The 24,332-nt window shown below is 64.4% G+C and carries 17 protein-coding genes; 6 read left to right on the top strand and 11 right to left on the bottom strand.

What is annotated here, in order from left to right:
- Positions 1 to 96: 96 nt before the first annotated feature.
- From M2337_RS14560 to M2337_RS14585, 6 genes are all read left to right on the top strand, one after another.
- A complete protein-coding gene (locus tag M2337_RS14560; RefSeq protein WP_264570831.1) occupies positions 97 to 1,980 on the top strand; it encodes a transferrin-binding protein-like solute binding protein in 1,884 nt (627 codons plus the stop codon).
- 31 nt (positions 1,981 to 2,011) lie between these two features.
- Entirely contained in the window at positions 2,012 to 3,373 is a 1,362-nt protein-coding gene (locus M2337_RS14565; protein ID WP_264570832.1) for a surface lipoprotein assembly modifier, read from the top strand.
- A gap of 57 nt (positions 3,374 to 3,430) precedes the next feature.
- Positions 3,431 to 4,153 carry a DUF2334 domain-containing protein gene (locus M2337_RS14570; RefSeq protein WP_264570833.1) on the top strand — a complete coding sequence of 241 codons (723 nt, stop codon included), beginning with the start codon at positions 3,431 to 3,433 and terminating at the stop codon, positions 4,151 to 4,153.
- The gene (locus M2337_RS14575) at positions 4,153 to 5,277 is read left to right on the top strand and encodes a glycosyltransferase (protein WP_264570834.1); all 1,125 of its coding nucleotides are present in this window, start codon (positions 4,153 to 4,155) and stop codon (positions 5,275 to 5,277) included. Before M2337_RS14570 ends, M2337_RS14575 begins: the two co-directional genes overlap by 1 nt.
- A gap of 73 nt (positions 5,278 to 5,350) precedes the next feature.
- Positions 5,351 to 6,289, top strand: coding sequence for a hypothetical protein (locus tag M2337_RS14580; RefSeq protein ID WP_264570835.1), 939 nt, complete (start codon positions 5,351 to 5,353; stop codon positions 6,287 to 6,289).
- 54 nt (positions 6,290 to 6,343) lie between these two features.
- A complete protein-coding gene (locus M2337_RS14585) occupies positions 6,344 to 7,537 on the top strand; it encodes a glycosyltransferase (RefSeq protein WP_264570836.1) in 1,194 nt (397 codons plus the stop codon).
- A 37-nt stretch (positions 7,538 to 7,574) separates the two neighbouring features.
- Here M2337_RS14585 and M2337_RS14590 read toward each other — a convergent pair whose 3' ends face one another.
- The 11 genes from M2337_RS14590 to M2337_RS14640 all read right to left on the bottom strand — a co-directional run bounded on the left by M2337_RS14590 (position 7,575) and on the right by M2337_RS14640 (position 24,273).
- The gene (locus M2337_RS14590) at positions 7,575 to 8,099 is read right to left on the bottom strand and encodes a DUF2141 domain-containing protein (RefSeq protein ID WP_181560162.1); all 525 of its coding nucleotides are present in this window, start codon (positions 8,097 to 8,099) and stop codon (positions 7,575 to 7,577) included.
- A 300-nt stretch (positions 8,100 to 8,399) separates the two neighbouring features.
- Positions 8,400 to 10,304: a TonB-dependent receptor gene (locus M2337_RS14595; RefSeq protein ID WP_264570837.1), complete on the bottom strand. Its 1,905-nt coding sequence runs from the start codon at positions 10,302 to 10,304 to the stop codon at positions 8,400 to 8,402.
- A gap of 335 nt (positions 10,305 to 10,639) precedes the next feature.
- Positions 10,640 to 11,431 (bottom strand): glutathione S-transferase family protein, encoded by a 792-nt coding sequence (locus tag M2337_RS14600; protein WP_264570838.1) that lies wholly within the window; start codon positions 11,429 to 11,431, stop codon positions 10,640 to 10,642.
- A 44-nt stretch (positions 11,432 to 11,475) separates the two neighbouring features.
- Positions 11,476 to 12,249 (bottom strand): glutathione S-transferase family protein, encoded by a 774-nt coding sequence (locus M2337_RS14605; RefSeq protein ID WP_264570839.1) that lies wholly within the window; start codon positions 12,247 to 12,249, stop codon positions 11,476 to 11,478.
- A gap of 76 nt (positions 12,250 to 12,325) precedes the next feature.
- Complete coding sequence (locus tag M2337_RS14610; protein WP_181560166.1) at positions 12,326 to 13,240, bottom strand: SDR family NAD(P)-dependent oxidoreductase; 915 nt, start codon at positions 13,238 to 13,240, stop codon at positions 12,326 to 12,328.
- 136 nt (positions 13,241 to 13,376) lie between these two features.
- The gene (gene glgX, locus M2337_RS14615) at positions 13,377 to 15,176 is read right to left on the bottom strand and encodes a glycogen debranching protein GlgX (protein ID WP_264570840.1); all 1,800 of its coding nucleotides are present in this window, start codon (positions 15,174 to 15,176) and stop codon (positions 13,377 to 13,379) included.
- Positions 15,177 to 15,214: 38 nt separating this feature from the next.
- Positions 15,215 to 16,846 carry an alpha-D-glucose phosphate-specific phosphoglucomutase gene (locus M2337_RS14620; protein WP_264570841.1) on the bottom strand — a complete coding sequence of 544 codons (1,632 nt, stop codon included), beginning with the start codon at positions 16,844 to 16,846 and terminating at the stop codon, positions 15,215 to 15,217.
- Complete coding sequence (gene glgA / locus M2337_RS14625) at positions 16,843 to 18,297, bottom strand: glycogen synthase GlgA (RefSeq protein WP_264570842.1); 1,455 nt, start codon at positions 18,295 to 18,297, stop codon at positions 16,843 to 16,845. Before glgA ends, M2337_RS14620 begins: the two co-directional genes overlap by 4 nt.
- Before the next feature lie 93 nt (positions 18,298 to 18,390).
- Entirely contained in the window at positions 18,391 to 19,656 is a 1,266-nt protein-coding gene (gene glgC, locus M2337_RS14630) for a glucose-1-phosphate adenylyltransferase (RefSeq protein ID WP_264570843.1), read from the bottom strand.
- A gap of 46 nt (positions 19,657 to 19,702) precedes the next feature.
- Complete coding sequence (glgB, locus tag M2337_RS14635; protein WP_264570844.1) at positions 19,703 to 21,856, bottom strand: 1,4-alpha-glucan branching protein GlgB; 2,154 nt, start codon at positions 21,854 to 21,856, stop codon at positions 19,703 to 19,705.
- Positions 21,853 to 24,273 carry a glycogen/starch/alpha-glucan phosphorylase gene (locus M2337_RS14640; RefSeq protein ID WP_264570845.1) on the bottom strand — a complete coding sequence of 807 codons (2,421 nt, stop codon included), beginning with the start codon at positions 24,271 to 24,273 and terminating at the stop codon, positions 21,853 to 21,855. The genes glgB and M2337_RS14640 overlap by 4 nt, the downstream gene beginning before the upstream one ends.
- Between the last annotated feature and the right edge of the window lie 59 nt (positions 24,274 to 24,332).

A 24,332-nucleotide genomic window follows, 5' to 3' on the forward strand; every position in this document is an offset into this window, starting at 1 on the left:
CAAGATGATAAACTTTTCGTCAATTATATTTGGCCAACGTCCGGACACAAACCCTCGAACCGTCTCGCGCTCATTAATCCGGAGTTTCGCCCCGTCATGGTCAAGCAGAGCAAGTGGGCCACGCCCCTCCTCATCACTCTTCTGACCACCGCCTGCGGAGGCGGTGGAGCGGGTGGCGTCAATTCCACGCCGACTCCTACGCCGACGCCCACGCCTACGGCCACCCCGACACCAACGCCGGCCCCGACGCCTACCCCCACGCCGACCCCCACACCTACGCCGACGCCCACGCCGACCCCCACCCCGACCCCGGCGCCCGCCCCCAGCCCGAACCCGATTGCCGGGCCGAATACGAGCCTGATGGGGCCGCTGCAGAGCCAGACGTTCACCAGCAATGGCGGCAATCTTTCCGGGCGCTTCTATGCCGATGAGCGGCCGGTCGAGAATGGCCAGTCGGCCCGGGGCACGCTCTCGATCTCCTATAACGCCGCCACGCAGAGCTATTCCATCGCCACGGCCAACCGCAGCGCCACCTTCGCGCCGGCCGATCTGGTCGCGTCCGGATCGCCGGCCTTCATCAGCTTCCAGAAGCTCGGCACGACCAGCGAGGCGCTGACGCTGACACGGCCCGGCACATCGGGAGAACTCACCTATCGTTATGTCGGCGGCGGCGCATGGGAGCGCGCCACCGTCTCCGGCAACACGCTCGACTTCACCTATGATCCGTTCACTTATGGCATCCAGACGCCTGCCGGCCAGCTCCAGCCATCCGGCACCGGGCGCTATGCCGTGAGCCTCGTCGGTGCGCGGGCGATCGATTCTCCCTTTGCGGTCGCGGGGAGCGGCGCCCTACAGATCGACTTCCAGAGCGGCGCCCTGACCAGCAGCGGCGTGCTGACCACGATTGACGTGGACACCGGCCTCATCAAGGGCATCGGCGCCTATTTCGGTGAGGCAGCGCTGACCAGCGGTACCACCGCCTTTTCCGGCAACTTCTTCATGGATGATGGCAAGCGCTTCAATGGCGGTTGGGACGGCCGCTTCTACGGCCCCAATGGCGAGGAAGTTGGCGCGACCTGGTATCTCTACAGCGCCGATGGAGAGGTGACCGCCGGCTATATGCTGGGCCGGCAGGACAGCACGGTGGCCGGGCTGAACATGTCGCTCACCACCCTGCAATTCGATGACAGCTTCGAGCACCGGTTCAGCCAGCTGAGCCTCACCGATACCGGCAATGGAAACAGCGCGAACAATGCAGCGCTGCTGCGCTCCAACGGTCTGTTCACCTATAATGCCGCGCAAGGCAGCTATCGCTATCAGGATAGCGACCGGGGCATCGACACGACATTCGGTTCCGCCAGCCTGGACTCGGCGGCCTCCTCGAACGCTCTTGCTGTCTACAGGATCACCGGGGGCGACGGCCTGTCCTACACGCTCTCGCTCAACAAGGCCGACGCGGGCAACACCGCCATTGCGCTCAGCTATGCGAGCTTCGGGCGCTGGGAGCGCGCGCAAGCACCGGGCAGCGACCGGCTCGACCGCTGGTTCGCCTGGGGAATCCGCACCAACGGCTTCCAGATCCCGGCCGGATCGGGCAGCTTCACGGGCATCATTCGCGGCACGGCGGCGCAGTTCGGCGGCGGCGCGACCTATGCGCTGAGCGGAACGAGCAACTTCGCCGTCAATTTCGGCGCCGGCACATTCACTGGCTCGCTCAACCCGATCGGCAAGAGCAATTTCGACGGCAGCACCCGCAATTTCGGCACGTTTACCTTCGACCGCGGGGTCATGGACATCGACGCCGGACTGACGGCGGACGTCGTGAACGGCAGCAATGCCTATCTCGGCTTCTTCGAGGGCGCTCTCTACGGCCCGACGGCGACGGAGATCGGCGGCACCTTCGGCTTCCAGACCGCGCCGGGCGATACCAGCAGCACATATTATCTAAGCGGCGCGACGGTGGGCAAGCGCACCAATTGATTTGTCCATAGCGCACCGGCAAGGGCCTGCCATGACATTGCGACGACTGAGCTGGCTGGGGCTGATCCCAGGTCTGTGCCTGCATGCTCCCCTGGGGGCGCAAGCCCAAGCGCCGATGGGCGGCACCCCGACCGTCTCCGAAGACGCCCGGTCCATCTCCGGCCTCAATGCCGCGCAGCTGTTCGACCTCGCCGATCAGGCGCGCGTCGCAGGGCGGCTGGAGGATGCCGAGACGATCTACCGTGCGCTTGCCCGCGATCCTGATCTCAAGGTCCGCTCCGAAGCGCGCTTTCGGCTGGGCATGATGCTCGATGAGCAGGGCCGGCAGACCGATGCCGCCCTCACCTTCCGCTCTATCTTGGATGAGGAGCCGGGCGCGACCCGCGTGCGGCTGGAACTTGCGCGCGTGCTGGCGGCGATGGGCGATGAAAGCCGCGCCCGCCAGCAGTTGCGGCAGGCGCAAGCCAATGGCTTGCCGCCGGACGTGCAGCAGGTGGTGGATCGGTTCGCCGCCGCATTGCGCTCCAACCGGCGCTTCGGCGGCAATTTCGAGCTGGCCATGGCGCCGGACAGCAACATCAACCGCGCCACCGATGCCAAGGAGCTGGATACGGTCATCGCCCCGCTCACGCTGGATGAGGATGCGCGGGAGCAATCCGGCATTGGCCTGCGCCTCTCAGGGCAGGTCTATGCCCGTGTCGGGCTGGGCCAGGGACTGACGCTGGTGCCGCGGCTCTCGGGCGATGGCACCTTCTATCGCGCCAGTCAGTTCAACGACCTTTCCGGCAGTGCCCTGCTGGGGCTGGAGTGGCAACGGGGGCGCAGCCGCCTCATGCCTTCTGCCGGCGTCACCTGGCGCACTTATGGCGGCAAGGCTTATGCTCGCACGGAGACGGCCGATCTCCGCTGGACGCAGCGCATCGGGCGGCGCGCGCAAAGCGATGTCGGCTTTTCCTACGGCCAGTCGCATTACAACCGCAACGCCCTGCAGGATGGCGCGCTCTACAATCTGAGCGCCGGCATTGAGCGCGCGCTGTCCGCCCGCAGCGGCGTCGGCATCCAACTGAGCGGCACGCGGCAGACCGCGCGCGATCCCGGCTATGCGACCGCCTCGGGCGGGGCGACCTTGCTCGGCTGGCGGGACATGGGCCGAACGACCCTGTTCGCCAATGCCACGGTGCGGCGGCTCGAAGCCGATGCCCGGCTGGCTCTGTTCCCGGAGCGCCGCAAGGAGTGGTTTCTGCGCGGATCGGTCGGCGCGACCTTCCGGCAGATCGAGGTGGCAGGCTTCTCGCCGGTCGTACGGCTGGCCTATGAGCGCAATATCTCGACAGTCGGCATCTACGATTACCGGCGCACAACCGTGGATCTGGGCATCACCCGCGCCTTCTGACTCTGCCCCATGCGGTGGGGCGTGACGGCGCGCGGGAAAGGGTGTAACGGCTCGCCCATGCCTCGTTTGCTCGCCTCGATCCATGATGTGACGCCGCATTTTGAAAGCGAAGTCGATGCGCTGTTCGACCGTCTGAGCGGGCTGCTCGGTGGTCCGCGCCTCGCCATGCTGGTGGTGCCCGATTTCGAAGACAAGGCGCCGCTCGCCGGCAATGCCGCCTTTGCCGGCAAATTGCGCCGTTGGGCCGATGCCGGGGTGGAAATGTTCCTGCACGGCTGGTGCCACCGCGACGATGCCCGCGAAAAGGGCTTCATGCAGAAGCACATGACGGCCGGCGCCGGTGAGTTCGCGCAGCTCTCGCGGGAGGAAGCGCGTCGCCGGCTGGAGCGTGGTCGCCCGATCGTGGAGGACGCCATCGGCCGGCCCGTCACCGGGTTCATCGCCCCGGCCTGGCTCTACTCGCGGGACAGCCTGCAGGCGCTCGCCGATTGCGGCTTCCCGCTCGCCGAGGATCATCTCAAGGTCTGGCAGCCGGAAACGGGCCGCGTCGTCGCCAAGGGGCCGGTCATCACCTGGGCCAGCCGCACGAAGGTACGGATCGCCAGTTCGCTGATGGTCGCCGCCGCCGCCCGCGCCGCGCCCTGGGCATTGCCCAATGCTCGCATCGCGGTGCATCCGCCGGACACGACCGTACCCGCTTTGCTCGACAGCATCGACGCGACCTACAGCAAGTTCATGCGCACCCACACGCCCGCGCGCTATGCGGATCTTGCCGCCTGATGGCTGACGAGAGGCCGTTGTTCGTCCTGAGTGTGCTCCACAGCCTCGAACCGGGCGGGGTCGAGCGCGATCTGCTGCGCTTTACCAAGGCCTGGCGAGAGGCTGGGCTCGATGCCCGCATCGCGCTTGGCCGGTGGGAAGGTCGGCTGCAGGAAGAGGCACCCGACGTCCCCTATATCATCCCGCCCCCGGGCCGGCTCGCGCGGATCGAGACCGAGAGCCTGTGGATGATGCTCAAGCTGCCGGGCATTGTGCGGCGGTTGAAGCCCGATGTGCTGTTCTTCCCCAGCAACGGGCTGATGGCGGTGGCTGCGGTCACCCGGCTTGTCCTCGGCAAGAGCTGCCCGCCCATTGTGCTGCGCCCGAGCAACAGCCTCGACGAGCGCCACAGCAGCCCGCTGCGGCGGCGGCTGAGCCGGTTCATCATGCACGGCCACAGCCATATCTATGCGGCTGTTGTAGCGATGGCGCCGCCGGTCCGCGACGAAATCGAAACCGAAATGGGCGTCCCACCCGAGCGGATCGCCATCATTCACAATGCCTCGATGACGGCGGCGGTGGCGCAGCGTCTGGCCAGTCTGCGCGACAGCACGCCGCGCAATAACCCGGGCCGGCATTTCCTGGGCGTGGGGCGGCTGTTTCCGCAAAAGAACTTCGAGCTGCTGCTGGATGCGTTCGCGCGGATCGCGCAGCCGGACGACCGGCTGACGATTGTGGGCGAAGGCCCGCTCCGCGCCGCGCTGGAAGCCAAGGCGCAAGCGCTCGGCGTCGCCACGCAGCTTAGCCTTCCCGGCCATCACAACCCTGTCGACCCCTGGTTTGCGCAAGCCGATGCCTTCATCCTCTCCTCGGACTTCGAAGGCGTGCCCGCAGTGGTCGCGGAAGCGCTGGCCGCCGCGATCCCCATCGTCGCGACGGATTGCACCATCGCCATGCCGATGATGATGGAGGATGTGGGCACGCTGGTTCCGATCAAGGATGTCTCGGCTCTCGCCGCCGCCATGGATCGCGTGTGCGACCAGAAGCCGCAGATATCCGCCATGCGCGCGCGTGCATCCCTGTTCACGATGGAGGCGACGCTGGAGAAGTGGATCGCCCTCTTCCGCCGTGTCGCGGGGAAATAGACTTTGACCCCGGCCAGATTGTTGCTATCCGCAGCGCGGACGCGATCGGGCCTTATCAAGTAAGCAAACACACATGCAGACACCAGCCCCTGCTCCGTCGAGCGACGATCCTTCCAAAGACCCGATCCCGCTTCCTGTCCGCCAGACCTCGTGGTGGGTGTGGATCACCCCGGCGCTGTCCATTGCCATTCTTGCGGTTGTCATCTGGCAGTTCCGCTCGTTCCGCCTTGACGATCTGTTGCAGACCATCCCGGCCAATCCGTTGTTCTGGGTCGCCTTTTTCGGCTATTATTTCACCGGCCTGGCCTTCGATTTCATCATCTTCCGCTGGCTCTGGCATATTCCGGGCGAAGGCCTCATCGCCCTTGCGCGCAAGAACGTCACCAACGAGCTGATCGTAGACTATCTCGGTGAGGCCTATTTCTACAGCTGGGCCCGCAAGAAGATCAAAATGGAGGGCTCGCCTTTCGGCGCCGTCAAGGACGTCGCGATCCTCTCCGCCGTGGTGTCCAACATCTTCACGCTTGCGATGATGGCCTTGGTCTATCCTTATGCGAAGAGCCTGAACCTCGGCATCACCAGTTCCGCCCTGGCCGCATCGGTCGGCGTCATCATGGTCGTCTCCCTGCTGGTCTTCGTGTTCAGCAAGCGCATCTTCAGCCTGACGCGCACGCAACTCTGGGCCATTTCCGGCCTGCATTTCGCGCGACTGCTGGTCGGCAACGTCCTGCTCGCGGTGGTGTGGAGCCTAGCTCTGCCGGACGTGGCGCTGGGCTGGTGGCTGGTGCTGGCCACCGTGCGGATGCTGCTCTCGCGCCTGCCGCTGATCAGCAACAAGGATATCATCTTCGCAGCGGTCGCCGTGTTCGCGGTCGGGCAAGACAGCGAGATCCACATTCTCATCGCGCTCATCACCACCCTCATCCTGCTGACCCATCTCGTCATCGGTGCGGTGCTGGCCATCGGTGATCTCGCCACGATCAGGGTTGGCAGAAAAGAAAAGCGGGCCTGATGGCAGGATCGCGCGACAAGGTGGACGCCATGTGCGCCCGCGCCGGGTGACATCATGCGCATTGTGGATGTCGCTGCCTTCTACACGCCCTATGGCGGCGGCGTAAAAACCTACATCGACCGTAAGCTTCTCGCCGGACCTGCGGCGGGGCATGAAGTGGTGGTGATCGCCCCAGGGCCGGGTTTCCGTGTAGAAGATCATGGCCCCAATGCGCGGATCATCTACCTGGAGAACCCTCAATTTCCATTGGACCGGCGTTACCATTATTTCCGCGACGTCGACACGTTGCACGATACGCTGAGCCAACTCGAACCCGACGTGGTCGAATGCTCCTCGCCCTGGCGCAGCGCCCGCTTTGTAGGTGAGTGGCCAGGCAAAGCACCGCGGGCGCTGGTGATGCATGCCGATCCCATGTCGGCTTATGCCTATCGCTGGTTCGATCCTTTCCTGCCCCGTCCGGCCATTGACCGCGCTTTCGGCATGTTCTGGCGCCACCTTAAGCGAATGGACCAGCTGTTCGACGGCTCGATCACGACTGGCGAGGACCAGACCAATCGCCTGCTGGCGGGTGGGATGAAACGGGTCGTGACCAATCCGATGGGCGTCCAGCCAGGCATTTTCTCTCCGGACTTTCGTGATGAAGAGCTGCGCGCCCGCCTCCTTGCGCGCTGCGACCTGCCGCCTGAAGCGACGCTGTTGCTGGGGGCTGGGCGGCACGGGCCGGAGAAGCGCTGGCCTATGGTGATCCAGGCCGTGACCATGGCGGGGAACAAGGCGCCGGTCGGCCTCGTGATTGCCGGTGATGGGCGCGATCGCGCGCGCGTGGCCCGCGCCGCCGCGCAAATCCCGCACGTCCATCTGCTCTCACCGATCTCGGACAGGCAGGCAGTCGCGCGTCTTTTCGCCAGCTGCGATGCCCTGATCCATGGCTGCGAAGCGGAGGTGTTCTGCACCGTTGGCGGTGAGGCGCGCGCGGCCGGCCTGCCCCTCATCATGCCGGATCGTGGTGGCGCGGCGGATCACGCCCGCTTGTGCGAAGGGTGGCTGTACAAGTCAGCCGATCCAACAGCCGCAGCCAAGGCGATCCTGGACTTCATTGCCACGCCCAAGGAAGAGGTGCGAGCCAAAGCCCTCCATTATGCGCAACATGTGCGCACCATAGACGAGCATTTCGCCGATCTGTTCGCTTATTATCAGCAGCTCGTCGACAACCCCGTCGTGCGACGGACGGGCACACTGGCGGCCTGACACGCGAGGGCGGCTACGCCAGCCCTCCCCCTTGCCGCTACTTCTTCAGCGGGCCAAAGCAGACCAGACTGCGACGATATTGCATGGTGACGTTGATCGTGGTCGGGCCATTGCCCACGGTCGCCCGCGCATCGCGGCCCTTGGGCTGGCCCCAGCACAGCTTGGGATCACCCGGAAAAGCGACGCCATCTACCGACAGGCCGAGCTTGCGGTTGGAATCGCGGTCATGCAGCAGGCTCAGCGTGTAGGTGCCTGCGCTCGGCGCGCGGATGCACAGCACGACCGGGCCGCTGGCCGGCACCTTCATCTCGGCGCGACGAAAGGGCTTGCCCGCCATGAGCAGGACGTTGTCGTCTGCCAGGAAATCCTCGTCGCTATTGGGATAAAGCTCGACGCGGACCAGACCCTGACGGTCCTTCAGCCCGTTGATGTTGATCATATAGGCCGGGCCGCTTTCATTCGCGCGGCAGCGCCCTTCGGCCATTCCCAGCGTGGGGCTGGACGGGATATATTGCGGCGATCCTGCAGCCGCCGCCGCGGCAAGCAACACACTCAGTGTCATCAGCACTCATTCTCCTGCACCGGGCAGACCCCGCACCGCATGGCGCGCGATCCGCACTGGTCAAACTACCATAAGCCCGGCTCAAAGCCGGCACCGACAAGGGCGCGAAGGCCCGTTGCGACAAGCTGACAGCCTATCTGCATGACATCATCCGGCTCGGCAATGCCTGACTGGCACGGACAGTTACAGCGTCAACGCGTCCGTGAACCGTTACAATGCCGCGCCGACCTGAAAGATCCATGGCATGATGCGCCTGAACACAGGATGGATCGGCCGTTACATGCCCCTTGAGGGGAGCGGCTACCGGATGCTGCGCTTGATGGTCAGATATGCGACCAGGTGACTCTCGCGATGCCGCAGCTCGCGCTCATAGGGCATCAGCGAGCGCCGGTCCGGATCATAGAAGTCGCGCACGCGCCGCTTGCCGCCATCCACCAGGTTTTCGCTGCCGAGCGTCACCGTCCAACGGGAATTCGGGCGATATTCGACAAAGGCGGCGACATTGGGCGCGATCCCCCGGTTGAAGTCCACCTCGTCGATCCGATAGCTGTCCGACCCGCTATTGCCGGTCATGCTCGTGCCCCAGGCGAAGCGGCCCAGATCCTGCCGGAAGCGCGCCTCGTAGTAGAAGGGCGCATAGCCGGAAAAGGGGCGGTAGCGCAGCGTGTACGGATCCCGCACGGACGTATCGATGTAGGAGCCATAAAGGGTGAGCCGCCCGCCTTTGACGCCCAGCCGGGAGAGCGGCAGATCGATATTGGCCGCCGCGCTGAACTGGGTGCCGTCGCCCAGATTGCCCGGCGCATCGAACCCCTCCGGCGTCGGCACGCGGTCCTGAACCTTGGCAATGAAATCATAGCCCAGATCGAGTGTGATCCGCCCGTCGCCCGGCAAGGCGCGATCGACGCTCAGCTTGAACTCCCAGGCCCGTTGCGGGAGGAGATCGGGATTGCCACCGTTCACCCGGTCCGCCGAAAGCTCCGCGGCGCTGACGAAATCCTCGAAATCGAGCTGCGCCACGGTCCGTTCGGCGCTGATCTGGCTGTGCCAGGCGCCGTCACGCCAATCCAGCGCGACCTTGGGCTTGACGAAGTCGAGGGTCCGACGGGCGCTGACATCGCCCCTTACGCTGAGGCGCGAGCGTTCATAGGCAAGGCCCAAATCAATCCGCAGCCGGGATGACAGCGGCCGGCCCGCATTGGCGAAGGCCTCGCCGCGATCCTCGGTCACCACCGCGTTGCTGACAGGCAGATCATAAACCGTGACGGCCCCATCGGGATCGACGGAAAACAGATCCACTTGGCCATCCAGCCGGGTGCGGACGCCCTCCACGCCTGTCTCGACCGTCCAGCCGGAGAATGCCGTGCCGCTCCAGCTCACGCGCGCCAGCGTCTCGTCCCGCCAGTCGTGCTGGTTCTGAAAGAGGCCGCCCAGATCGTCCCCTGCCAGACTGGCCTCGGTCGCCTGATCGCGCAGGCTGCGATATCGCCGGGAGGCCAGACCGAGCAGCTTGATGCCGCCAGAGCCGAGCGGGCGAGTGATGTCGCCGCTCACTTCCATGGTGCGGGTAAACCAACGCTGCACAAGGCCGTCGTTGCGCTCGGATCCGTCAGCAGATTGCACGAAGCTGCTTTGCGTCAAGTCATCATAATTGAGGTTGAGACTGGCGCTAAGATTGACCGTGCGATGCTCCCCCTCGTTCAACGTCCACCGCACAGAGCCGGAGGGCTGGGGATTGCGGAAGCGGCTGAACTTCTCGCGATATTCCTGCTCGGTCCCGCCGGGCAGCGCGACCAGCTGGTCGAACCCCTCCTCCGATGTCACAGCATTTTTAACGGCGAGTGCGACGTTGAAAGTCGAAGCGCCCCGATTCCACAGCGCGGAGATGCTTCCTTCCGGAAGGATCGCGCCGCGATATTCCCGGCGCAAGGTCGTCTCGACAGTCGCCGCAAGCCCGCCCTCCTGCGACAGCACAACATTGGCTACCAGCGCGCGGCCGGCATAGTCCGTCCCGAACCGATCGCCCGAGGCAAGTTCGATGCGGACGACGCGGGCAGCGGGAATGCGCGAGAGCAGCGTGCCGAGCGTCTCGCTCTTGGCATTGGGCCGCCGACCATTGATGACGACATTGCCTGCCGCCTGCCGAAAACCGCGAATCTCGGCATCACCCTCGTCCAGCGTGAAGCCCGGCACCAGGGCGATCATCTCCAGCGCATTGCTGGGTGCGGAGGGGCTAAAAAAAGCGGCCTCGTAAACGGAGCCGCGCGATTGGTCTGCAGGCTGCCCCTGTGCCGGCGCTGGCAAGGCTGCACCGGCCAGACACGCATATCCAAAGATCAGCCACTTGCGGCGTGACAAACCAGATCCCCCAAGGCGATACCCACACCGGCTCTCGGGAAGCCGACCGGCCTGCTCGCTCCCACAGGCCAAGTCCCTCATTATGGTTAACAATTCCTCATGTCATGGCCCGAAGATGCATCTTGCCAAGAAAGCATGAAGGATGTGGCAATCAGATCATAGCATGCTAAGCAATTTGCGGGTTAAGCGGCAAGGCCCAGTTCTTTATCGGTCGCGGGGCGGCCCCATTTGTCTCGGGGAGGCATGGGGCGGTTGCGCCAGTCGAAATCCGGGGAGAAGCTGGAAATGGCGCGCCCTTCGGGTATGCGACCGTTGCCGCCGCCCTGGCTATAATCATAATAGAGCTTGATCAGCTCTTCATGACTGCGGTGCTGGGCGGCCGGATGCGCGACGCAGGCCGCGCGCCAGCGCAACACCCGGTCGAACTGGGCGGGCACCTCATAATCTTCGTAATATTCGAGGAACCACAGCCGTTTGAACATCGGCGTGAAGGCGACCTCCGCCCAGCCGAAGCGATCCTCGAACAGAAAGTCGACGCCCGTGGCGTAGCGGCGCAGGAACGCATCCACCTTGCCAAACTCCGCGTCCACAGCCGCGCGCATTTCCTCACGCTTGTCGGCATCGCGGTTGAGGATCATGCGGTAACCCGTGCCCGAGAACGGGCCGGACAGCTCCGCCAGCATTCCCTCGACGGCGTGGTGGAACGGGTCGGGATGCGCGACGGCAGGCTGCGGGTATCGCTGCTCAAGATAGCGCAGGATGACCATGCTCTCCTTAAGGCTCTCGCCATTCTCTACATCGAGCAGCGGCAGCGCCGTGGTGCCGCCGCTCTTTGCCAGCAGCCAGTCCGGGCGCGGCTTGGAGATGTCGATCTCGACATCCTTCAGCGCCACGCCCTTGAGCGACATCATGATCTCGATGCGCTCCGAGAAGGGGCAGCCGGGAATGTGGTAGATAGTGAGATCCTGCGTCATTGCCCGGTCCGCCTCTTATCGTTGGGGTATGACCGCCGCCCGGCTCAGGCGGCGGGCTGCGGCTTAGCCTTGAGCAGATCCTCGCTCTTGGCCTTCTCGAACATCGCCTTGATCGCCGGACGCTCGTTGATGCGCGCCAGCCAGGCGCACAGGCCGGGCGTCTTCTGCTCGTTTACATAGTCGCCGAAAAAGCCGCCGGGGCGCTGCAGGCCATTGGCAATTGCGAAGTTGCAGATGTCTGCGAGGCTAAAGCCGCTGTCGACCAGATAGTCCTGCTTGGAGAGCGTCTCCTCCAGCCGCTGGACCGAAACGCCGACCTTGCGGAACTCCTCGTCCAGCATTTCCTGCGGGAAACCGTTGCGGGCGCGGCGCCACTTCACCTGCTGCTCGGGAATGGTCACCTTGTTGGTGACATGATCCTCGAACTCCTCGTCGGTCATCTTCTGGGCGATCGCCTTGATGCCGAATGCCCAGCCGATGGTGGAGACGCACCAGCAGAAATACTCGTCCACCCATTTGGTCCACACGCGCATTTCCGCGCGCTTGAACGGATCGGCGGGGCGCAGTGACGTGCCGGCATCCGGAAACACGTCTTCAAGATATTCGCAGATCACGGTGGATTCGGTGATGACCTGGCCATCATGCCAGAGCGCCGGCACCTGGCCGCGCGGATTGATCTTCTTGAACCAGTCCGAATGCTGCTCGAACTTGGCCGGGTCAACGAACACCGGCTCGAATTCGAGGCCCTTCTCATAGAGCGTCGCGAGCGGCTTGAGCGAATTGGCGCCGGGGCCAAAGCTGTACAATTTGAGGGTCATGTCTCTCTCCGATAGTTCTTAGCGCGACCATGGCTCCGCATGGCGCCCCAGCGCAATTCGATCGCGCAATGCGATATTATTCGCCCTTCTTGCCGTCGGCGAAGACGCGGGTGCGGTCGCGACCCCAGTTGATCAGCGCCTCGGTGCGCAGACGCGCGCCCTCCGGGTCGCTCTCGATCGGCGCGACGGACTCGATGATCGCCTGGAAATGCTTCTCCAGCCCTTCGCGCACTTCCGGATAGGGGATGATGTAGAGCGCGTTTTCCTGAATGCCCTTCATGATCGCCTCGCCCAGCTTCTCGGGATCGAGCCCATGCTGGTGGATTGAGTGCAGGGAGGCGATGGAATCGTCATTCTCGACATAGCCGCTCGAACCAAACTTCTCAGGACGCAGGCGGCTCGCCTCGGCGATGTTGGAGCGGATATTGGCCGGCGTGCAGACCGAGACGCCAATATCATATTGCGCCAGACCCTGCCGGTAGCCTTCCATCAGGTTGATGCTGGCCGCCTTTGCCGCCGAATAAGGACCGGCCAGCGCGCTGCCCATGAACCCGCCGAGCGAGGACACGGTCACGATATGCCCCGGCACGCCGGCCGCGATCATGCGCGGGACGAAGGTGACCATGCCATTGATGACGCCGCCGAGATTGACGCCGACAATCCAGTCAAAGTCATCATAGGTCGTCTTCTCGATCGGCCCGAAGCTGTTGACGCCAGCGGTGTTGGACAGGATCGTCGGTGCGCGACCGAAAACGGATTCGACCTCGTCCGCAGCCTTCGCATAGGCGTCGCGGTCCATGATATCGAGCTTGATACCGTGGGCGCGGATGCCCTCTGCCCGCAGCTTCTCAAGGGCGGCGTCGATGGCTTCGGCGCGCACATCCGCAATGACAATCTCAGCGCCCGCCCGTCCGAACACGGTCGCCTGGCCGAAGCCGGCACCCGAGGCACCACCGGTGATGAAAGCCAGCTGGCCCTTTAAATCCTTCATGCAATCCACTCCTCGCTCCGGTCATCCGACGGGAGACTGACCTGTTATGCCCATCAGGGTGTTCCGTGCTGCTGCGCCAGGCCGCTGGCCCTTCGCTTTGCGCGGAATGATTCCCCATTCCCCGCCCGGTTTTCACTCAATGCCGGACAATGTCAACAATGAGTCGGCGGTGCGCGCGGTCGACGAGGAGCGTGAAGCGGCGACCGTTCGGCAACTCCGCCTCGTAGCGGACAAAGCCGGTCTCGGCCGATTCCCAGTCGGAAACGCTCATATCCGCCCCGTCCGCTCGGAACCAGCGGCCGGGCTCAGGAAAAGTCGCGAACGCATCGAGATCCGCCGCGCGCGCGGCGGAGAGCGCGCAGGCAAAGGCTTCCAGTGCGGTATCGCGATCATGCCAGGCAATCCAGGAGAGCGGATTATCCTGCGCATAAGCGTTGTTGTTGCCCTGCTGAGTGCGGCCAAATTCATCGCCGGCGGTGAGCATGATCGTCCCGGTCGAGGCAAAGAGCGTCGCAAGCAAGGCACGCAGATCGTCCCCGCGGGCCGCGATTACGGCGGGGTCGTCGCTCGGCCCCTCGACACCGTGGTTCCAGCTGAAATTCTCGCCATGCCCATCGCGATTATGCTCACCATTGGCGAGATTGTGGCGATGGACATAAGCCACGGTATCGGCGAGCGTGAAGCCGTCATGAGACGCGAGCAAATTGACGCTCCGGCTCGGCTTGCCGAAGATGTCCGCCGATCCGGCGAGACGCGTGACGAACGCGCCGATCCCGCCGTCGCCACGCCAGAAGCGGCGCACATCGTCGCGATAGCGGTCGTTCCACTCCAGCCAGCTCTCAGGAAAGCGGCCGAGTTGATAACCGTCCGCACCGATATCCCATGGCTCTGCGATCAGGATACGATCCGCCAGCCAGGGATCGCGCGCGATCTCGTCGAAGATTGGCGCCTGCGGGTCGAAGGCCGGGCCGCGCGCCAGCACCGGCGCGAGATCGAAGCGGAAGCCGTCCAGGCCTGCCTCGCGCACGAAGCGGCGGAGCGTCTCCAGCGTGAGAGACCGCACGGCAGGCTGGGTGAAATCAAGCGTGTTGCCGGTTCCGGCAACGTTAACGAGGTCGCCATCGGCCTCCAGCGCATAATAGCTCCGCTCGCCCAGCCCGCGCATCGACAAGGTCGGCCCGATCCGGTCGCTCTCGCCGGTGTGGTTGAACACAAGGTCGAGAATGACGCCGATGCCGGCCTCGTGCAGGCACGCCACCGTTTCGCGCAGTTCCGCCATGCCACCGGGACAAAGCCGGGGATCGAGGGCCATGGGCGCGATCGGGTTGTAGCCCCAGGCATTGGCCAACCCACGCGCGACCAGATGCCGCTCATCGATCCAGGCGACGATCGGCATCAGTTCGACAGCGCCGACATGCAGCTTCTGGAGATGCGCGATGACCGCCGGGTGGGCAAGCGCCGCCACCGTGCCACGCAGCGCCGGCGGTACGTCCGGATGCAGCATGGTAAAACCGCGCACGTTCAGCTCGTAGATCAGGCCGCCACTGCGAAAGTGCGGCGGCGCCGGCGGGAGATCGGCGAGCGGCGCGGTGACGACGCTGCGCGGCACCAGCGGCGCCGTCTCTACGCCGCGCTCGGCAAGCTGGGGATCGTAGACAAAAGGCCGATCAATGGCGCTCGCCCAGGGATCGACCAGCAGCTTGGCGGGATCGAAGCACAGCCCCTGCTCCGGTGCCCATGGGCCGTCAGCGCGAAAGCCATAACGCTGGCCGGCAGCAGCCCCGGCAATCTGCGCCTGCCAGACATCGGCTTGTTGGGCCATGGCATGGCAATGCTCGTGCCCATCCTCGTCGAACAGGCACAGGGTGACGGCAGTGGCGTCGGGTGCCCAGACGGAGAATGTCGCGCCCTCGCGGGTGAGGTGAACGCCGTACATTCAGGCCCTAAACGCCTGCGAAGCAAAGGTGTGCCGCCTCATGTCACGACATCCGGGGCAGTGCGGCCCGTAAAGCGCGCGATACCAGCAATCGCCTCTGCCGCTGCGATCAGCTCCGCCAGCATCTCAGGCGTCTCTTCATCCAGCGTGCCGCTCACGGGTTCGTAACGCTCAAGATAGACGCGCAGCGTCGCGCCTTCCGTGCCTGTGCCGGAAAGACGGAAAACCACGCGCGAACCGCCCTCGAACAGCACGCGCAGGCCCTGATTGGCACTGACCGAGCCATCGACCGGATCGGCGTAGTAGAAGCTGTCCGCCGCTGCGACGGTGAGCGCGCCAAAGCGCGCCCCGGGCAGCGCCGGGAGCGCCGCCGTCAGCGCTTCGATGAGCGCATTGGCCTTCTCCGTCTCGATGCCTTCATAATCGTGCCGCGCATAATAATTGCGGCCGAAGCGCGCCCAGTGATCGCGGGCCAGAGCATCGACGCTGATCTTGCGCTCAGCAAGGATGTTGAGCCAGAGCAAGACGGCCCACACGCCGTCCTTCTCGCGGACATGGTCGCTGCCCGTGCCGGCGCTTTCCTCGCCGCAGATGGTCGCCATGCCGGCATCCAGCAGATTGCCGAAGAATTTCCAGCCGGTTGGCGTCTCGAAGCTCGGGATGCCGAGCGCTTCCGCCACGCGGTCCGCTGCCGCGCTGGTTGGCATGGAGCGGGCAATGCCCTTGAGGCCGCCGCGATAGCCCTTGGCGAGATGGGCGTTGGCCGCCAGCATCGCCAGCGAATCCGACGGCGTGACGAAGCGCCCCTTGCCGATAATCAGGTTGCGGTCACCATCGCCATCCGACGCCGCGCCGAAATCGGGGGCGTCCGCGCTCATCATCAGATCGTACAGCACCTTGGCGTGGACGAGATTGGGGTCCGGGTGATGATGGCCAAAGTCCTCGAGCGGTGTCCCATTGCGGACGGTGCCGGGCGCAAAGCCCAGGCGTCGCTCGAAAATCTCGGTCGCATATGGGCCGGTGACCGCGCTCATCGCATCGAAGGCGAGCGTGAAGCCGCCAGCGGCCATGGCGCGGATGGCGGCGAAGTCGAACAGCTCCTCCATGAGATCAGCATAATCGGCCACAGGATCGACCACCTCGACCGCCATGCCGCCGACCGTGACGGTGCCCAGCGCATCGAGATCGATGTCGCCGGCTTCCACCATCTGCCACTGGGTGATGGTCTGCGTACGCGCGTAGATTGCCTCGGTCACTTTCTCCGGCGCCGGCCCGCCATTGGAGACGTTATACTTGATCCCGAAATCCTCGTCCGGCCCGCCGGGATTGTGGCTGGCCGAGAGGATGAGCCCGCCCAGCGCGCCATATTTGCGGATGAGGTGGCTGGCGGCTGGCGTCGAGAGGATGCCGCCCTGCCCCACCATCACCTTCGCAAAGCCATTGGCGGCGGCCATGCGGATCGTCTGCTGGATGACCGTGCGGTTATGGTAGCGACCGTCGCCGCCAATCACGAGCAGCGCGCCATCCTTGCCATCAATCGCATCGAAGACCGACTGGACGAAATTCTCGGCATAATTGGCCTGCTGGAACACCCGCACCTTCTTGCGCAGGCCGGATGTGCCGGGCTTCTGGCCTTCAAACGGCGTGGTGGGAACGCGCGTGATCGTCATCTCTGCTCCTTGAGTTGCCGGTAGAGCGCAGCATAGGCAGCGCCGCTCCGTCCCCAGCTATTGTCCGTCTTCATGCCCGCCTGCTGGATCTGCCGCCAGCGCGCTCCCGCCCCATAAAGGCGGATCGTGCGGCTGATCGCGGCGGCGAGGCCTTGATAATCGACCGGCGAGAACAGCACGCCGGTGGCTGCCCCCGCGTTCATCGCGGCCTCATTGGCGTCGATCACCGTATCGCCCAGCCCGCCGGTGCGCGCGACGACCGGCACGCAGCCATAAGCCAGGCCGTAAAGCTGCGTGAGGCCGCAGGGCTCGAACCGGGAGGGAATGAGAATGGCATCGCCCCCGCCCTGCATCAGATGAGCGAGCGGCTCGTCATAGCCGATGCGAATGCCGACGCGGCCGGGATGCCGCCCGGCGGCGGCATGAAGTCCGGCCTCGATCGCCGCATCACCGCTGCCGAGCACCGCGAGCCTGCCCCCCAGGCCGGCGAGGTGATCGATCACCTCCAGCAGCACGTCCATGCCCTTCTGCCAGGTGAGCCGTGTGATGACGACGAACAGCGGCCCATCGCCGCTCTCCAGCCCGAAGGCGGCCTCGATCGCCCGCTTGTTGGCCACGCGACCGGAGAGGTCGTCCGCCGTGAATGGCGCGGCCAGCGCTGCATCCTTGGCCGGATTCCACTCGGTGGCATCGATGCCGTTGACGATGCCATGCATGCGGTCCTGCCGGCCGACGACCAGCCCCTCCAACCCCATGCCGAATTCCGGCCGGCGGATTTCCTCGGCATAGCCGGGACTCACGGTGGTGATCGCATCGGCGAGGACCAGCCCCGCCTTCAGCATCCCCACGCCTCCATGATATTCCACGCCCTCGATCGACCATGCGACCGGCGGCAGGTCCAGCCGGGCAAAGAAAGCCGCGTCGAACCAGCCCTGGAATGCCATGTTGTGGATGGTCATCACGCTGGCGGGCCTTGTCGTCTGATCCCCGGAATAGACCAGATAGGCCGGCGCCAGCCCGGCCTGCCAATCATGCGCGTGGAGCACATCGAACGGCTTGAGGCCCGCGCGCCCGGCGGCGAGATCGGCTGCGGCCTTGGCGAAGGCGGCGAAACGTAGGCCATTGTCCAGCCAGTCCCGCCCCATGGCATCGGCATAAGGTCCGCCATCGCGCTCGAAAAAGCCGGGCGCATCGAGCACCAGCAGCGGGCGCCCCTCATGCTTGGCAGCGAGAATGCGCGCCGGCGTGCCGAGCAGCGAGTCATAGCGGAAGACAGTGCGCTTGCGCGGCAGGGCCTTCAGGACCGAGGGGTAGCCCGGCAGAAAGCGCGTCATCGCCACGCCATGGGGCGCCACCGCCGCCGGCAAGGCCCCGGCCACATCGGCAAGGCCGCCGGTCTTGATGAGCGGCCAGCATTCGGACGCGGCGGAGAGGACGGAAAGCTCTGTCATGTTCGTAACAACCCGATGGACGGCGACGTGCCTTAAGGCAAAGGATGAAAAATCCGGTTCGACACGCGCAAGTGCTGCGCGCGGCCCTAGACGCTAGTCCAGCCGGTCGATCATCGCCTTGGTGATCAGACAGATGCCGCTTTCCGTGCGGCGAAACCGCTGCCCGTCCAGGCCCGGATCTTCGCCGACGACCAGACCTTCCGGAATGCGCACGCCGCTATCGATGATGCACCGCTTGAGCCGCGCACCGCGACCGATGTTGCAATAAGGCAGGATCACCGCCTCCTTGACGCTGGCGAAGCTGCCCATTTTCACGCCGGTGAACAGCAGGCTGCGATGCGCCTCGGCGCCCGAGACGATACAATCCTGCGAGATGAGCGAACTCACCGCCATGCCCCGGCGGCCTTCCTCATCATGCACGAACTTGGCGGGCGCGGCGATGATCTGGTCGGTCCAGATCGGCCAGTCGCGATCGTACATGTTGAGCTTTGGGACCACGTCGGTCAGGTCGATATTGGCTTCCCAATACGCATCCAGCGTACCGACATCGCGCCAATATTCCTCGATCTGCTCAGCGGCGCGGATCGCGCTCGATGAAAACAAATGAGCGACAGCTTTGCCGTGCTTGACGATATAGGGGATGATGTCCCCGCCGAAATCGCGCTTGCTTTCCGGATCATCGGCATCGCGGCGCAGTTGCTCGAAGAGAAATTCGGTCGTGAAGACATAGATGCCCATCGAGGCGAGCGCGACATCCGGCTTGCCGGGCATGGCTGGCGGGTCGGCGGGCTTCTCGAGGAAGCTGGTGATCTGGCCCTTATCATCGACATGCATGACGCCAAAGGCCGTCGCCTGCATGCGCGGGACTTCCAGGCAGCCCACGGTCACATCGGCATTTTCCTGCACATGCTGCTGGAGCATGAGCTCATAATCCATCTTGTAGATGTGATCGCCCGCCAGGATGACGATATATTTTGGCGCGTGGCTGGCGATGATGTCGATGTTCTGGAACACCGCGTCCGCTGTACCCTCATACCAGTGAAACTCGTCGATGCGCTGCGAGGCGGGCAGAATGTCGAAGCTCTCGTTGCGCTCGGGGCGCAGGAAGTTCCAGGCGCGCTGCATGTGGCGGATGAGCGAGTGGGCCTTGTACTGCGTCGCCACGCCGATGCGCCGGATGCCGCTGTTGATCGCATTGGAGAGCGCAAAATCGATGATGCGGGACATGCCGCCGAAATACACCGCAGGCTTCGCGCGATTGTCGGTCAGTTCCATCAGGCGGCTGCCGCGCCCGCCGGCCAAGACATAAGCCATCGCGTCGCGTGCCAGAGGTTGTTTGCGGCCTTCTCTTTGTGTCACCTGTTCCCACTCCTTCCTCTGGCGCGCCATTATGACGGCGGACGCCTCAATCCTCTCCGTGCAGCATGATTGTGGCGAGCGGCGGCAAGGTCATCCTCGCCACGCCTTTCTCGGCCTTCACCGCACCCAAATTCCCGACACCGCTGCCCCCATAGATCGCGGCATCGGTGTTCATCACCTCCTGCCAGATGCCATCATGCGGCAGCGGCACGCGATAATCATAATGCACCACCGGCGTCATGTTCGCGATCACCGCGACAGGCGCCGCGCCGGGTGCCTTGCGGACCCAGGCGAACACCGAATTCTCGCGATCGTCCACGATCAGCCATTCAAAGCCCTCGCCTTCGCAATCGCGCTGATACAGGGCGGGAAGAGACCGGTACAAACCATTGAGATCACGAATGAGCGTCCGGATGCCGGAATGGGCAGGCGCGTCCAGTAGCTCCCAGTCGAGCGCGCGCGCTTCGCTCCACTCCCGGCGCTGCGCGAACTCCTGCCCCATGAACAGCAGCTTCTTGCCGGGGTAGCCCCACATGAAGGCATAATAAGCGCGCAGATTGGCGAATTTCTGCCAATCATCGCCGGCCATCTTGTTGAGCAGCGAGCCCTTGCCGTGGACCACCTCGTCATGGCTGAGCGGCAGCACGAAATTCTCGGTATAGGCGTAGGTCAGCCCGAAGGTGATCTCTTCGTGATGGTAGCGCCGGTGGATCGGATCACGCGCCATGTAACTGAGCGTATCGTTCATGAAGCCCATGTTCCACTTGAACCCGAAACCCAGCCCATTGTCATGCACGGGATGCGTGACGCCCGGCCATGTGGTGGATTCCTCGGCAATCGTCATGATGCCGGGATGGGCGCCGTAGATCGCCTTGTTCATGGTCTGGAGGAAGGCTGCGGCCTCCCAGTTCTCGCGCCCGCCCTCCGCGTTGGGCACCCATGCGCCCGGCTCGCGGCTATAGTCGCGGTGGAGCATCGAGGCGACGGCGTCGACTCTTAATCCGTCGACATGATAGCGCTCGGCCCAGAACAGCGCATTGTTGACGAGGAAGCTCGCCACCTCGCGCCGCCCGAAATTGTAGATCGCCGTATTCCAGTCCGGGTGGAAACCCTGCCGCGGGTCTTCATGCTCATAGAGCGCCGTGCCATCGAAGCGCGCCAGCCCGTGCGCATCGGTCGGGAAATGCGCGGGCACCCAGTCGAGCAGCACGCCAAGGCCGGCGCGGTGGGCGCCATCGACAAAGCGTGCAAAGCCGGCCGGATCACCAAAGCGGGCCGAAGGCGCATAAAGACCGGTGGTCTGGTAGCCCCAGCTCGGGTCATAGGGATGCTCGGAGACCGGCAGGAACTCGATATGCGTGAAGCCCATGTCCGCGACATAAGGGATCAGCTCCTCGGCCATCCGGTCCCATGAGAGGAACCAGCCGTCCTCGTCCCGTCGCCAAGACCCGGGATGAACCTCGTAAATGCTCACCGGTACGCGGCGCGGATCGACCGAGGCCCAATGCGCGCGGTGGGCGGCATCGCCCCAGTCAGGCTTGGCTGGAGAGAAGGTCATCGACGCAGTTTTCGGCCGAAGTTCGGAGGCGAAGGCGAACGGATCGGCCTTGAGCGGCTGGACCGTGCCGTCCGGCCCGACGATCAAATATTTATACGCCTCCCACGCCCCGAGGCCGGGCATGAAGATTTCCCACACGCCATTGTCGCTGCGACGGCGCATCACATGGCGTTGGCCGTTCCAATCGTTGAAGTCGCCGACCAGCGCCACGCGCTGTGCGTTTGGCGCCCAGACGGCAAAGTGAACGCCACTGGCGCCTTCATGTTCAATGAGATGCGCGCCGAGCTTGTCGAACAATCGGAAGTGCGTGCCTTCCCCGATCAGCAGATCGTCGAGCGGCCCCAGGACCGGCCCGAAGCTATACGGGTCCGTGATTGTCCACTCGGCCCCCTGCCCCTTCGCACGATAGCGCAAGGGCTGACGCGGTCCCGACACGGCGCCTTCGAACAGACCGCGCGCATCAACGCGCTCCAGCGTGCCCAGCCGCGTGCCCGCCAGATCATAGGCGTCCACCTGCTCGGCACCCGGAATGACCGCGCGCACGAATATGCCCGTCGGCCCTTCGTGCGGCCCGAGCAGCGAAAAGGGGTCGGCATGCGTGCCAGCCAGCAAGGCTTCAAGGGCCGCTTTGGGCGGCTTCACATAACTCCCCAGATGTCTTTGGCATATTCCGCGATGGTGCGGTCTGAGGAGAACCAACCAACGTTCGCAATGTTCCGCAGCGCTGCGCTTTGCCAACCGGCGGGGTTTGACCAGCGCGCATCGACAGCGCGCTGGGCCTGACTATAGCTCTCGAAATCGGCAGCGACCATGAACCAGTCATGGTCATAAAGGCCGCCGATCAGTTCGACATAACGGTTGGGGTCGTCCGGCGAGAAGACGCCCGAGGCAATCGCCGACACCGCCTGCTGCAACTCGCGCGACTCCTCGATGATCTGGCGCGGATTATAGCCATTGGCCCGCTGGTGCGCGACTTCATCCGCCGTCAGACCGAAAATGACGATATTGTCGTCGCCGACCCGGTCCTTGATCTCGATATTGGCGCCATCGAGCGTGCCGATGGTCAGCGCGCCGTTGAGCGCGAACTTCATATTGCCAGTGCCCGAGGCCTCCATGCCAGCGGTGGAAATCTGCTCGGAGAGGTCGGCCGCCGGGATGATCTTCTCGGCCAGGCTCACATTATAGTTTGGCACGAATACGACCTTGAGCAACCCGCCCACCGAGGGATCGCTGTTGATCCGCCGGGCAATGTCATTGGCCAGTTTGATGATGAGCTTGGCATTATGGTAGCTGGGCGCCGCCTTGCCGCCGAAAATCTTGACGCGCGGCACCCAGTCGATCTCCGGATGGCTGCGGATCTGGTCGTAGAGCGCCACCGTCTCGATGAGATTGAGGAGCTGGCGCTTATATTCGTGGATGCGCTTGATCTGCACGTCGAACAGCGCGGAGGGATCGAGGCGGATACCCATATGCTCGCGCAGATGCTGCGTCAGCGCCTCCTTGTTGGCGCGCTTGATGGCGCCCAGCCGCTCGCCGAGAGCCGCATCATCAGCGAACCGGTTCAGCTCGTGGAGCTTCTCGGCATCGTCCATGAACCCATCGCCGATCGTCTCGCGAATGAGCGCGGTGAGGCCGGGGTTGCACTCCAGCAGCCAGCGCCGCGGGGTCACGCCATTGGTCTTGTTATTGATCCGGTCCGGGTAGAGCCGGTGAAGATCGGCAAAAACGGTCTGCTTCATCAGCTCGGTATGCAGTGCCGCGACGCCATTGACGCTGTGCGCGCCAGCAAAGGCGAGATTGGCCATGCGCACGCGGCGTTCGCCATTTTCGTCGATCACGGAAATGGCGGAGATGGCTGCATTGTCGAGCTGCTTACTGGCCCGCGCCTCACGCAGCACCAGCGCATTGATGGCGTAGACGATCTGCATATGCCGGGGCAGCATCCGCTCAAACAGCGGCAGCGGCCAGCTTTCCAGCGCCTCGGGCAGCAGGGTGTGGTTGGTATAGCCGAAGGTGGCGCGGGTTATGGTCCACGCATCCGCCAGTTCCAGCCCGTGATCGTCCATCAACAGGCGCATCAGTTCCGCGACGGACACCGCCGGGTGGGTATCGTTGAGCTGAATGGCGACCTTGTCCGGCAGTGTGCGGATGTCGCCATGATATTGCATGTGCCGCCGCACGATGTCCTGAATGGAGGCCGACGAGAAGAAATACTCCTGCCGCAGCCGCAGTTCCTGCCCCGCCTGGGTCGAATCGGCGGGATAGAGCACGCGCACCAGGCTTTCGGCGCGCACCTGCTCGGCCAGCGCGCCGGCATGGTCTCCGGCATTGAAGGCATCGAGCCGCAGCGGATCGACGGGGAACGCGTTCCAAAGCCGCAGCGTGTTCACGCGACGTCCGCGCCAGCCGACCACGGGCGTGTCGACCGCCATGGCGATGACCTTCTCGGCCGGATGCCATTCGACGCGCCCATCGACATCGCCGACCACTTCGCCGCCAAAACCGACGCGATAGGCGCTCTCCCGCCGCTCGAACTCCCAGGGATTGCCATGGGCCAGCCAGTTTTCCGGTAGCTCGACCTGCCAGCCATCATCGATGCGCTGGCGGAACATGCCGTTCACATAGCGGATGCCATAGCCATAAGCGGGGATGTCCAGCGTCGCGAGGCTCTCCATGAAGCAGGCAGCGAGACGGCCGAGGCCGCCATTGCCCAGCGCAGCATCCGGTTCGATCTCCACGATCTCGTCCAGATCCACGCCATGTTCGGCCAGCGCGGCGCGCACCTCCTCGACCACGCCGAGATTGCTCAGCGCATCGCGCAGCAGCCGACCGATCAGGAACTCGAGGCTGAGATAATAGACTCTCTTCGCACCTGCAGCATGAGCCGCCTTGGACGATTCCATCCACCGCTCGATGATCTCGTCACGGAGGGTGTAGATCGTCGCGGCAAGCCAGTCGTGCGGCAGCGCAGCTTGACTATCCTTGCCAATCCGGTGGACCAGCGCGTCGACAATTCGCATCTGAAGCGCCTTGTCCGACCTGCTGTCTCTGCTCGCCATTAGCCCTGCCCCTTTTCGATTCATGCCGCGTCGCGGAATCACCCATCGATAACACAGAC

The organism is Sphingobium sp. B2D3A (genome assembly GCF_025961795.1).
Lineage (GTDB): Bacteria > Pseudomonadota > Alphaproteobacteria > Sphingomonadales > Sphingomonadaceae > Sphingobium.